This is a genomic window from Nitrospira sp. (assembly GCA_024760525.1).
Taxonomy (GTDB): domain Bacteria; phylum Nitrospirota; class Nitrospiria; order Nitrospirales; family Nitrospiraceae; genus Nitrospira_D.
Window position 1 is genome coordinate 3580856 of the sequence record CP060499.1, and the last position, 12701, is coordinate 3593556.

Below are 12701 nucleotides of genomic sequence, written 5' to 3' on the forward strand. Positions count from 1 at the left end.
GTATTTTCATAGAAAACCATGTGTTGTGATGAAATGGACAAGTTGTCCTGGTGCGCCCTTCGGATGCATGGGATGGGATAACATGATCCGAGGTTGATGGCCACGAGCGCCGTCAACCACCACTTCCCCTTCTCCCTTCTTAGCGTGGTGGAAGGGATGGAGTTTTCGAAGTCGCCATGGCGGGTTTTGGTAGATCTTGCTGAAACTACCGCGGGCGACGGCATGCGATGCATCATCTCGCTTCAGAGTCGCATGCGGCCTATCGTAGCGGTTCAGCTGCCGTCTTGGCTCCTCGCATTATTGCGACGCGCGAAAACTCCACCCTTACACCCCTGCTTCTTTTAATACCTGTCCCGTATAGGACCGCTTCGCCTTCGCAACTTCTTTCGGGGGGCCTTCGGCCACGATCTCACCGCCTCGGTCGCCACCTTCCGGCCCCAGGTCGATAATCCAATCGGCATTTTTGATGACATCCAGATTGTGTTCAATCACCAGCACGGTGTTTCCGGCTTCGACCAATCGATCCAGCACATCGAGTAATCGCTGGACATCGGCGAAGTGCAGACCGGTCGTCGGCTCATCGAGGATGTACATCGTGCGGCCTGTTGCCCGCTTGGAGAGTTCGCGTGACAGCTTCACTCGCTGCGCTTCGCCGCCGGAGAGGGTCGTGGCCGACTGTCCCAGCTTCACATAGTGCAGGCCGACATCATGCAGGGTCTGTAGTTTCGCCTTGATCAACGGGATATGTTCGAAGAACTCTAATGCGTCGTCCACCGTCATGTTCAGGATATCCGCAATGCTCTTGCCCTTATGCAGAATCTCCATCGTTTCACGGTTATAGCGCTGTCCCTTGCAGACCTCACAGGTCACATAGACATCCGGCAGGAAATGCATCTCGATCTTGAGGAGCCCGTCCCCCTGACAGGCTTCACACCGTCCGCCTTTGACATTGAAACTGTATCGCCCGGGCTTGTATCCACGGACACGCGACTCCGGCAGATTAGAATAGAGATCACGGATGTAGCCGAACAGGCCGGTATAGGTCGCAGGATTCGACCGAGGGGTGCGACCGATCGGTGACTGGTCGATATCGATGACTTTGTCCAGCGCGTCAACCCCCTTCAACTCTTTACATCCATCGATCCTGGGTTTCTTGTGATAGAGCAGTTGCGAGAGAGAATGGAACAGCACTTCCAACACGAGGGTGCTCTTTCCCGAGCCGGAGACACCCGTTACACAGGTAAAGAGGCCCAGCGGAATACGCGCGGTCACGTTTTTTAGATTATGCTTCTGCGCCTCGACGACGAACAGCGTTCCCTTCGCCTTCCGCTGCCGCTGCGGCACGGACACGGTCTGCGCGCCGCGCAAGTATTGGCCTGTCAATGAATTGGGATCGCCCATGATGTGTTGAGGCGTCCCTTGGGCGATCACATGCCCGCCGTGCGAGCCGGCGCCGGGGCCCATGTCGAGAAGATGGTCGGCAGCCTGCATCGTCTCGGCATCATGCTCAACCACTACCACCGTGTTGCCGAGATCCCGCAATCGCAGCAACGTTTGCAGCAGCCGTCGATTGTCGCGTTGGTGCAGCCCGATGGATGGTTCGTCCAAGATGTACAACACCCCGACCAAGCCCGAGCCGATCTGCGTGGCTAGTCTGATGCGTTGCCCTTCGCCACCGGACAAGGTGGCTGCGGCTCGATCGAGCGTCAAATAGTCCAGGCCTACATTGACAAGAAAACCAAGCCGTTCACGAATTTCTTTCAGGATCCGATGCGCGATCACCAGCTCACGGTCTGTAAATTTGAGCGACAGGAAGAAGTCCGCCGCAGCACGAACCGAGAGTCTCGTCACTTCGGAGATCGACTTCTTGGCTAATTTGATGGATAGACTTTCCGGCCTGAGCCTCGCGCCACGGCAGACTTCGCAGGGTTCCAACAGAGTGAAATCTTCTTCTTCCTGACCACCCGGCGTCACGGCATAGCCGATGCCATCACAGGCCGGACAGGCGCCGTGCGGGCTATTGAAGGAGAACACCCGGGGCGTGATCTCCGGATAACTCACACCGCAATTGATACAGGCCAGCTTGTCACTGTAAAGGCGGGTATGACCGTCCTCCGTCAGGACGGCTACGAGTCCGCTGGTCAATTTCAACGAGGTTTCAACAGAATCCGCCAGTCGGCGCATCAAGGCATCGCCTGGTTTCAGCACCAGCCGATCGACGATAATCTCAATCGTGTGCTTCTTTTGTTTGTCGAGAAGAATGTCCTCACCTAAATCGACGAGCTTGCCGTCGACACGAGCGCGGACATACCCCGCCTTTCGCATCTCCTGCAGTTCCTTCCGGTATTCACCCTTTCGCCCGCGCACGATCGGGGCAAGGATCTGGAACTTCATACCTTCCGGCAAGGAGGCGATGGCATCCACCATCTGCTGTACGGTCTGCGCGGTGATCTCTTCGCCACATTGGAAGCAGTAGGGTTGCCCGACGCGGGCAAAGAGCAGTCGGAGATAGTCATAGATTTCCGTGACGGTACCGACGGTAGAACGGGGATTGTGGCTCGTGCTCTTCTGCTCGATCGAGATGGCGGGAGAGAGCCCTTCGATCGAATCGACATCCGGCTTTCCCATTTGCTCGAGGAACTGCCGAGCATACGCCGACAGTGACTCCACATACCGCCGCTGTCCTTCCGCATAGATCGTATCGAAGGCAAGCGAAGACTTGCCGGACCCGCTCAACCCGGTGATCACCACCAGCTTGTCGCGCGGAATTTCCACGTCGATGTTCTTGAGGTTGTGCTCGCGCGCGCCCTTGATGATGATGGAGTTGCCCATAAAGAGACGAGGATTATAGCATGTGGAAATCAAGGAGCAGAAAGCAGTCCCACGGCAAAGGTTGGACCCCGAAGCATGTCGCGTTTCCGGTTGCCGTGAAGAGCCGGCAATTACTTGGGCGCCGGCTCTTTTTCTTCACGTGACCGCTCCGGCTGCTTACCAGTGGAGCGAATGTTGATGAGCTTATTCAAGACGTCAAACCAAAATGGGGCGCCAAGAGAAACCGCAATGGTCGTCAGCGCCAGTCCGATGATCTTCAATGCCCAATCGCCGGCTTCGGCTGGAGCTGACCTGGGGTTACCGGCTTCGCGCGACCAACCGATCGGAAGCCCCAGTTTCTTAATTTCAGAAGACATCTGCTGAACTCGCTCCGTTGTGCCTTTCGCGTCCTGAGGTAGCGGCTCTTTGGCCGTGGTCTCTGCCATGGCCACCAACGACGCGCGCAACGTCGCGTCATGAGCCAGCGTATTCGCGATCAAGATCGTATCGGCATTGACGGACAACGTGACGGCTAATGCCCAGATCAAGATGAACACCTGCGTTTTTCGCTTATACCACCCGGATACACGATCCATGGCGTCGTCATACCACCGCTCGACATTCTCTCGCGCTTTCTTCACGTCGCCTTCAGCATCATCAATCAAGGCAATCAGAGCACCTTTTATTTGCTCATTGGGGAGTGTGGCGACCGCATTCCGAATATCTTGCAGCGTCTTCGTCTTCGTCGATTCGTGTGCAGGGGCGACCAAATCAAACATAGCCAAGGCGAAGGTTCGAGACGGAACATAGGAAGGAATCTTGCCGGGCTTTGCCAGGTTCTTGATCAACGGGTGATTGTACAACTGCTTGGCCAACCCCGTCCCTTCCGAATCATACAGCAGATTTCGCACTCCGTCCCAGAGATTCCTGGCCCGCATATTCAAGATTCCGGCGACCCATTCGTTCAGAACGGAGCACATCAACCCCAGAAGCAGATACAGCAGCGACAGGCTGATCGCCATTTCAAGCGCCATGGAACCAAACATGAGGTCACCTCCCTCCCCAAGATGCACTCAACCTAGCACTCTCAACCTGCGTCCCCTCGTGCCTTTATCCTGCGGTCACCGGTACCAGCGTCATCGTATCGTTGCCGAAGATATCAATGACTTTGACGGCAATGATATAACGGCCCGGCTTCGCGTAGGTGTGAGTGGCAGTTTTTAGTTCAAGATCGCGGTTTTGGCGGGTGCGGAAGCTCTGCCATTCGTTTTCGAAGATGTAGGCACCAGTCCATCGTTCTTCGAAGTCCTCGGCGGTCAATTCCAGCTCACGCTGAGCCGGTTCTTGTCCAGGCAGAAACCCTTGCACGCCGCCGAGGCCGGTCCCACGCTGGACCTTGATGAGCTCTTTCCGGCTTTCATAGTTGAAATCGACCGCCCAGTAGTCCACCCAGTCGGTCCATTTCTTGGTGAGTACTTCGCGAATGACAACACCCTGCTTGTCTTTGCTGATCTTGATGAGCTGGCCGGATTCGCAGACGACCTCGCTCTTGCCTTCTTTCAGCTCAGCTTCGATAGACTTGGCAATGCCCTGGGAGTAGTAGACGGAGAAATCCGTCAATTCGATGGCCAGAGTCAGCTTGTCTTTCTTGTCGAAGCGCGGGGTGACTTCGATATACGCCACATCATGGAAGCGGACTTGGCCTTTTTCCACGGCGCGCTTGTCGAAGACTTCCGGCGGGATCGTCCTCGGCGCGAGGTCGATCCCCTTCTGCTTGGCTTCATCGAGCACGGCAGGGAATAGGCCCATTTCGAACTCGAAGGCCAACACGTCCACACGCGAAGCCCCCCGCTTACGGCATTCGGTGATGACTTCCTCGATGAAGAGTCGCCCGACGGGAAGATTGATCGGACCGACGACCACCAGACGGCTCGCCAACTTGCCATGAAAAAAGCCTGTTTCCGGTAGAGGTTCCGCGCGATAGGCCTTCAAGATCAGTTCACGGAATTCTGCTTCCTTTTGGGCCAGCGCCTCTTCCCTGTGCTTACCGGTGAGCCGTCCCGAGACGTTGAGATACGCTTGGCGTTCGTAGCGACCCAGATTGAGCACTTCAAAAGCACGGAAAGGCTTACCGGAAGCTTTCAGCTCCCGCTGCACTTGAATGAGCCGCTTGCGTGTGGTGTGAATGCCGAACTTACCGAGGTCGGTAGCGATCCATTTGCGCCCAAGTTTTTCTGCCACAGCGGCGGTAGTACCGCTGTCCACGAAAAAGTCCGCCACCAAATCGCCTTCATTACTTGCACCTCCAATCACACGCTCCAACAATTCATTTGGCTTCTGTGTCGGGTACTTCGTATTGTCAGCAGGCTTTGGTTGGTAAGAAGGAAAATCGTCCCAAACATCCGACGCTAGGGTTCCTAATTCAGGATTGTCAACGTAGGTTATAGTGTGTGCCTTAGCTTCTTGCTCTGCATCCGTCGTCTTTCTGCTCATTCGTCGCCTAGTATAAAACCATCTTCCCTCAGCATCCTGTTGCATTGTTGAACGTACATATTCACTGAAGGGCACTCTGATCTCAGCAGCACTTTCATTGATTTTAAATTCATCCGTTTTTTTGAACCAAAACAATGTTTCATGTGCTTTAGGCAACCGCCTTCCATGTGCCCCTCCCATTATTTGGTGTTTCCAAATGAGTTCACCAACGATCTTATCTTTGCCAAAAATCTCATCGAGAACCGCGCGAATAAAGCCTGATACCCGCCAGTCACAGTGGACGATTATGGAACCAGAATTCGACATCAAATCGCGCATAAGGATTAGACGTTCGTAAATCATAGCGATGAAAGAATCCGCGCCGCGTCCCCACGTATCGCGGTAAGCGATCTGCTCCAGAAGATTTGGCTCCTTGTGGAAGGTCTCGCCACCGATCTCGATGTCCATGCTGAAGTCTGCGCCGACATCGAACGGCGGGTCGATGTAAATGAGCTTGAGGCCGCCGGCATCCTCGATCTGGCGGCGGAGTGCACCGGCTTTGAGCGACGAAAGAATCAGCTTGTTGTCGCCCCAGATGAGCTTATTAGTCCAGCCCTTGATCTGTCGCCCGCCGCTGTCAAAGGCCAGTTCTTCTTGTTCACGCTCTTCCTTCCGCGGCTCGTCGATGTGTTCCAGCGTCTGAAACGGCAGCACGGCCGTGCAGACTTCGCGAGTCTTGCCGTTCCATACCAGCTCAACTTCGCGCTTATCGGCAAAGAGCAGAAAGCGATACTTCTCCGGCAGCGGCTTGCCCTGTTCGATCAGCTTGACGAGGTCTCGCTTCTCGGCGTCGGAGAGGTCGTAGTGCGTGGTTTCACGGGCCATATAACTCCAGTCAATTAGCCGTCAATTAAGATTTGACTGAAAACATGAGGAGTTAGCTGCGTCTGTTCTCATCCCTCAGCCTTCCCGTCAATTAAGCAGTCACGCCCAAAAGGGGACGTACTTAGCATACTTTTTCCCCTGCCGTGGGTCTTCCGGCTTGATGAGGCCATCTTTGAAGGCATCCCCGATAATGCGGGAAGCCATCGCCTTGTTGGGTTCAGATATTCCCAGACGTGCCCGCAGGCTGGAATTTGTCATCGGGTCGCGTTCCACATATCTCAGGCAGGCGTGCAGATAACACGCGCGAGTACGGTCGGCACGATTCATCTGCCGCAATGGACGATGTGTAAAGAGGACTGCCCGCGTGAAGCCATCGGGACTTTCAAACAACGGTGCCGGTAGTTGATGCCGCTCCGTTTCCGACACCACCTTGTCCACACCGCTACCACGCTCTTCACATACTCCGAGTCGACGCATGAAGGACGCAAGGCTTTCGTTTCGCGATTGTGGCGGACTGTCCAGGAACCGCTCGGTTTTGACTAACGGCTCACCGGGATTTGTGATCTCCAAGCGGTCAGAAAATATTTCGATCATCGGTCCACTGCCCGTGATTGAAAAGTCTTGGTGGATGAGGGCATTGGGGATTAGTTCACGGATGGCCGGCTCCGGGTACAATGGAACTTCCCGCCTGATTCCGTGATCGACACTTCGTTGCGAGGAAGCAGCGCATTGAGATGATCCAGCACGGTCTTAAAGCCTGAGGCGTAGCCTTTACGGACCCCCTGCTCGCGAACCGTCTTCACCCGCCCCTTGCCTTCATAAACCACGATGCGCACCGCTTTCCTGGCGAGCGACTTGAACTCATCAAGGTTGCGGGCAAAGAGAATGGCTCCCAGATTCGTGATGTCCCATTTCCCAGCCGCATCCTGGACAATCATGCGATCAGCGGTAAGCCGAGTGAGGATGTTTTCACGATCAGTTGGCAACGGTTGTTCCAGCAGTTCAAAGAAAGCTGGATAGTCCAGCAAGGACAATACATCCGCCGAATCGACATGGCGAAGCACAGGTACTTCTTCAAACGGCGTGGTGTCGAATATGCGCCAGAGCCTTTGTTCAATTTGGGGGTGATCCTTGAGCTTTTGCCGGTAGGAGCCGACACGGATGAACTCCATACCTTGAAACTGTATAGGCCGGCCAGGTGCTCGAGGAATTTCCAGAATGACAACCGGTTTTCCCTGATGACACAGTTCATGGAACTGAAAGGGCAGCTTTGGATTGAGGAGTCGGGTCAACCAGTTTTCCAGGTCCTCATTCCCGACCTTGCTTGTTCCTGGACGAAACGTTGTGCCTACTACTTCACGATCCTCATCCTTTACGCCCCAGACCACGTACCCATTGGCCTGGCCTTGCAAGGCCGCGGTATTGCTCAAGGCTGACAAGTATTCGCCGATATCCTCAGGCTTGGCATTGTTTTCTTTGAACTCCACCCACCCTGCCTCGCGCGGAAGTTTGCACAGTTCGGCGACTAAACTGCATAGATACTCCTGAGCGGGGTTCCCCTGCATGATCAGCCTTTGTATTCAGCGAAACCTGAAACTAGAGCGGCAAATGTTCCAGGTGTGTGAGTTTCGAAACCAGTCTGATCCACGAACACAAAATCGTATCGTTGTCCATTTTCCTCAGCGTCAGTCGCGTCGGTGCACCATTGCCCAAGCCTGGCCATCTTTTGGGGAAGGTCCAATTCCTCGCGGCCTTTTGTCTCCACGATCCACACAACTCCATCGGTCGTGCGTACAATGAAATCCGGGATCTTCAAGGTTCATTGGTGATCCCGCGAACAGATGCTCGTGCATAAAGGTTTTGACCTTTCCATAGAGCACGTCGTACCCACCGACAAGACGCAAGTCCTTCATCAGCTGCCGTGCAAAGAAGGCGACGACGGATCGGTAGTCGGCTGGGCCGGCTCCATCAAGCTGGATGGTGTGATGCACTTCGGCATCAAGCATCGTTTTGAACACAATCTCCCGCGTTTCGTCCGGAGTAAATGGCTTAAGAGAGAGACGTGCATTGTGCAAGACCGATGGATCGAGCGCGTCCAGATCCTTGAAGTCGCGCTGAAAGCGTCGGCTGAGTTTGGGAAGGGCAATGTCTAATTTATCGAGGTCTTTGGCGGGATTCTCCTTGTCTACTTCGACGATCAGGGAGTCTTCACGTAATGCACCACCCCCCATCGGCACACGTTCGAAGCTGACACCTTCCGTCTGGATGGACTCGACGAATTCCATGAACGCGGGCGTTCCCATAACAGAAACCGTCTCTCTCGCATCAGAACCGAAATACATTCGCCGCAGACCTCGTCCTAGTGTCTGTTCCGGCAAGATATTGCTCTGTGCGGCATAGGCCCGCAGGCCGCAAATCACCGTCACGTTCCGTACGTCCCATCCCTCTTTGAGCATAAGGACGGAGACGATCGCCTTGTAAGGACTGCGCCAGGTATCTATCTCATTGGCATCCTTACGGAGCTTCTTGAGTTCCTCCTCCTTTTTCCCTGACGCCGCCTCGGAAATCTCACCATTATTCTTCGTATGAATGACAAGAACCGCACCTTGTAGTTCCGGACAGATCTTTTCAAGATAGGCGCCCACCTCGTCACAATTGCGAGTATCGTCCACCATGACGAACAGGACGGCTTTCTTGCCGAGTGTCTGGTGTTCAGAGAAGCTCTTTCTCCATTCCTCAATGCCCAATTTCAGGTAATCGTCGTATTTCTCCGTGAATAGGGCGCTCGTTCGGTCCGTTAATCTCGCACGACTGCCAGCATCCGGGAGAATAGGATGCTTCACCACGTTTTGATGAATCGCTTCGACAAGGGGATAGTCAGACACTGTTTGTACAAAGATCGCACCGTTGTTATGCCGCGGGGTTGCGGTCACATCCACCTGCAGAGTCAAGCGACGATCTTTCTGAAGCAGCTTATGGTGAATATCCTGGATGGACTTGAACCAGGCCATCTTCGGATCGTGAATGTGATGCGCTTCGTCGTTGAAGACGGCCAACTCATCGATCTCTCTGACAATCTCGCCGAGGTCCGTCTGGCTGTCGGTGGTTTTGCCGACAGGTTTGGGACCGAAGGGCGCGAGAAAATAGTCGCGCAGGTCGTCATCTTCCAACGACGGGTCGCTGACATCGCCGAGAAAGACACGATGGATGTTGGTTAGGAACAGATTGCCGGTATCGCGAACGACACCTACATCGTCCTGAATATGCAAAGTAAGTTGAAAATCATCCCGCCAATTTCGACCTTCATGGCCATTGGCCGGCAGGATCGGATCGTTGAAGAAAATCCTAAGTCCATCAAAGTCGGTCCGCAGACGGTCGAGCACGATGATGTTCGGCGCAATGACAAGAAAGTTGCGTGCGAGAACAGAGTCTGTTTCGTATAGTCTGTGGAAGAAGCTCCAGGCGATGAGGAGAGACAGAACCTTGGTCTTTCCCGCTCCCGTCGCCATTTTTAGCACATAACGAGGCCACTCTTCGTCGAACATGCCTGAGGAGACCGCGCCTGACGCGTCGAACCGAAGCAAATCATACTTATCGCGTGCACGCCGAACCTCGAACAACCAGATCACAGTCTCTACCGCTTCGCGTTGGGCAAAATAGTATCGGAACGGAGAGAGTGAGCCGTCCGCATTTTCGATTAGATGTTCGCTTTCAAACCAATGCCTGAGCAGGGCTGCAGAAGTAGCGGACACGCCAGGATATTGCGCAGTTCGCCAGTCGTAAACTTCTTCACGAACATTGGCTACGAGAGGCGGCAGTAGCTTCTCATAGGCCGTGGTGCGGAGTGTTTCATCAGCAGGAAACCAGCGTTGCGATGGAATAAGCGGAGCGTAGGGGGATACCGGAAAATCAGGGTGAAGAGCCATAGCTCCTACAGCCAATTAGGAATCTAGCCGGAGGAGGATACTCGGTTCTGTGGGGGAAATCATCTCTCTTGAATGACCATTCAGACGCCTTTAGCCAAACGAGATTCCATTTTAGGCGGCTTGACAGTGACTTGAACCGGGTGCTACCACCGTCGCATGGTAAAAACCGATCATCCTCCCCTGGCACAAGACTCTCAGGCCCCGGCAAAAGTTGTCTCGACCTGGTCCGGACAAGCCCGCGAGGATGCCGTGCAGCGAATGTTCACGGCCATCGCGGGCGTGTATGACCTGAACAACACCCTCTTGAGCTTCGGCCTGCACTACCGATGGAAGAAAATGACGGCTTCCTATGTTGCCCCGGTCGAACAAGGCGTAGGGCTTGATGTAGGGTCCGGCACGGCGGATCTCGCCCTGCTCCTCCAGCCACGCATGGGCAGCAAGGGGCGTGTGATTGCGTCCGATCTCAATTATGCGATGCTGGCTGAAGGCAGTAAGAAGGTGGGGAGCAGGGGTCTGGCAGATAAGATCTCGTGCCTACAAGCAAGCGCGGAACATTTGGGATTCGCCGACAATACGTTCGATGCGGTCACAACCGGCTTTTGCATGCGGAATGTCGGGGATTTGCCGCAAGCCGTAAGAGAAATCCGCCGGGTGATGAAATCCGGAGGCCGCTTCGTGTGTCTTGAGTTTTCACGTCCGGTGTTCGGCTGGCTGCGGGCTCTGTATGATTGGTACTCCTTTACACTCCTGCCCTGGGTCGGCACGAAGGTCGCTCGGGACACCACCGGTGTCTATGAGTACCTTCCTGCGTCGATCCGAACATTCCCCGATCAGGAACGGCTGTGCCAGATCCTCCGTGAAGCCGGCTTCAGTCAGGTGTCGTACAAAAACCTCAGCGGTGGAATCGTCGCCATTCATGTCGCGACGAAATGAGTACTGAGTAGTGGACTCGATTCTGTATATTTTTCTCCCTTGCAAAAAGGTCTATCCCATCGGGATCACCTACTTGGCGGACTTTATCCATCGGCGGAAACCGGAGGTCAGACAGCGAATTCTGGATCTCTCGCTGTTTCCCGTCTCGCAACGGAGTCAAGCCATCCGGGATGCCGCCACGGAGTTCAAGCCGGATCTGGTTTGCTTTTCTTGGCGCGACATTCAGATCTTTTCCCCGCATGAAGGTGATTCCTCACTGGAACACGCGTTTAACTTCTATTTTGCCAGCAACCCACTCAAGCGAATCACGGCGTCGATCGCAGGCGTCAAGCAGCTCTATCGCTATTACAGTCACATCTATACGATCCTGTCGTACCCTTGGCTGATCCGCAAAGAGTTTCCAAAGTCCCAGATCATGATCGGGGGCGGCGCGTTTACAGCCTTTGCCGATCAATTGATCGAAAAGCTCCCGGAAGGGACGATCGGGATTCTCGGTGAGGGAGAGGACGCCATCCTCAAGGTCATCGAAGGCCGTTCGATTGAGGATGAACGATATATCGTCAAAGAAGGGAAACAGATCCGGAAAGGCCGGCAGGGCTCACCCGCGCTTCTTGATGCCCTGACGGTCGATTTACCCTATCTCACCTCGATCTTTCCTCAGTACGGTGAATACATCGGTGAGTCGATCGGAGTGCAGTCCAAACGAGGCTGTCCCTATGATTGCGCCTTCTGCCTCTACCCCTACATTGAGGGCAAACGAGTCCGCTACCGGCCGCCCGACATGGTCGTCAAGGACATCGCCCAACATTACCATCAGTGGGGTGCCCGTCGATTCTGGTTCACTGATGCCCAGTTCATCACGGGGAAGGAAGCCTATCCTCAATGCACCGAAATCCTCGAACGGATCGTCGCTGAAAAACTCGAGATCGAGTGGTCCGGCTACATCCGAACGTCGTTGATTACCCCGGAGCTTGCCAAGCTGATGGTCCGATCAGGCGTGGGTGACCTGGAAGTGGCGATCACCTCAGGCTCACAAGAGGTGCTGAACAATCTGCACATGGGATTCAAGCTGGAACGCCTGTACGACGGTTGTCGATACCTGGCAGAGGCCGGCTTTAAGGGCAAGGTCATCCTGAACTATTCACTCAACAGTCCCAAGGAAACAGAAGAGAGTCTGCTCCAGAGCGTCGAGGCCTACAAGAAAGTCGCCTCAATCCTCGGGGAAGAGCGTGTCTTTCCATTGATGTTTTTCCTTGGCATCCAGCCGAATACCGATCTGGAACAGCGACTGTTGGAAGAGGGATACTTGTCGGCGGGCTATAATCCCTTGATGTTGACCCCGACCAGCATCAGAAAGCTGCTCTACAATCCCGCCCCTCTCAACAAGATCATTGCCAAGGCTTGTCTTCGAGCCTGGGAACGTAAGCAAGGTAGCCGCGACCCCCGTCGATGGACAGGATCTCTCTCTCAGTCCCCCGGTGAATCACCTACCTATGCCGATCAGAACCTCAGCAAGGGCATTGAGGGCAATTCGGGTCGCGACGCCCTCCTCTCGCTTGAGGAGATCCTCCGCTCCCGTCGACCGGTTCCCTCCCCTTCACAGTCAGCCGAACCACGGGCCAGCTCAGCCGGTTGATCTTTCGTCGGACACCATTGTCGGATTTCACTGTTTAG

Annotated in this window: 5 protein-coding genes and 2 pseudogenes; 2 read left to right on the plus strand and 5 right to left on the minus strand. The window is 54.6% G+C overall.

Annotated elements, in window-relative coordinates; translation table 11 throughout:
* Positions 1-324: 324 nt before the first annotated feature.
* The 5 genes and pseudogenes from uvrA to H8K04_16860 all read right to left on the minus strand — a co-directional run bounded on the left by uvrA (position 325) and on the right by H8K04_16860 (position 10094).
* Positions 325-2832, minus strand: a complete 2508-nt coding sequence (uvrA, locus tag H8K04_16840; GenBank protein ID UVT15455.1) for an excinuclease ABC subunit UvrA — start codon at positions 2830-2832, stop codon at positions 325-327.
* A 110-nt stretch (positions 2833-2942) separates the two neighbouring features.
* Positions 2943-3857 carry a hypothetical protein gene (locus H8K04_16845; protein UVT15456.1) on the minus strand — a complete coding sequence of 305 codons (915 nt, stop codon included), beginning with the start codon at positions 3855-3857 and terminating at the stop codon, positions 2943-2945.
* A 64-nt stretch (positions 3858-3921) separates the two neighbouring features.
* Positions 3922-6168, minus strand: coding sequence for a site-specific DNA-methyltransferase (locus H8K04_16850; GenBank protein ID UVT15457.1), 2247 nt, complete (start codon positions 6166-6168; stop codon positions 3922-3924).
* A gap of 99 nt (positions 6169-6267) precedes the next feature.
* Positions 6268-7733 (minus strand): annotated as a pseudogene (locus tag H8K04_16855) (putative DNA binding domain-containing protein).
* Positions 7734-7735: 2 nt separating this feature from the next.
* A pseudogene (locus tag H8K04_16860) lies at positions 7736-10094 on the minus strand (DEAD/DEAH box helicase family protein).
* Between the two features lie 156 nt (positions 10095-10250).
* Between H8K04_16860 and ubiE the strand changes: the two are divergent.
* Together ubiE and H8K04_16870 are read left to right on the plus strand one after the other, a co-directional pair.
* Positions 10251-11027, plus strand: coding sequence for a bifunctional demethylmenaquinone methyltransferase/2-methoxy-6-polyprenyl-1,4-benzoquinol methylase UbiE (gene ubiE / locus H8K04_16865; protein UVT15458.1), 777 nt, complete (start codon positions 10251-10253; stop codon positions 11025-11027).
* A 10-nt stretch (positions 11028-11037) separates the two neighbouring features.
* Positions 11038-12663 carry a radical SAM protein gene (locus tag H8K04_16870; GenBank protein UVT15459.1) on the plus strand — a complete coding sequence of 542 codons (1626 nt, stop codon included), beginning with the start codon at positions 11038-11040 and terminating at the stop codon, positions 12661-12663.
* Positions 12664-12701: the final 38 nt, after the last annotated feature.

Bases quoted from the DNA above. Each gene is read 5' to 3' on its own strand.
- uvrA (UVT15455.1), bottom strand. From the start codon at position 2,832: ATGGGCAACTCCATCATCATCAAGGGCGCGCGCGAGCACAACCTCAAG.
- H8K04_16845 (UVT15456.1), bottom strand. From the start codon at position 3,857: ATGTTTGGTTCCATGGCGCTTGAAATGGCGATCAGCCTGTCGCTGCTG.
- H8K04_16850 (UVT15457.1), bottom strand. From the start codon at position 6,168: ATGGCCCGTGAAACCACGCACTACGACCTCTCCGACGCCGAGAAGCGA.
- ubiE (UVT15458.1), top strand. From the start codon at position 10,251: ATGGTAAAAACCGATCATCCTCCCCTGGCACAAGACTCTCAGGCCCCG.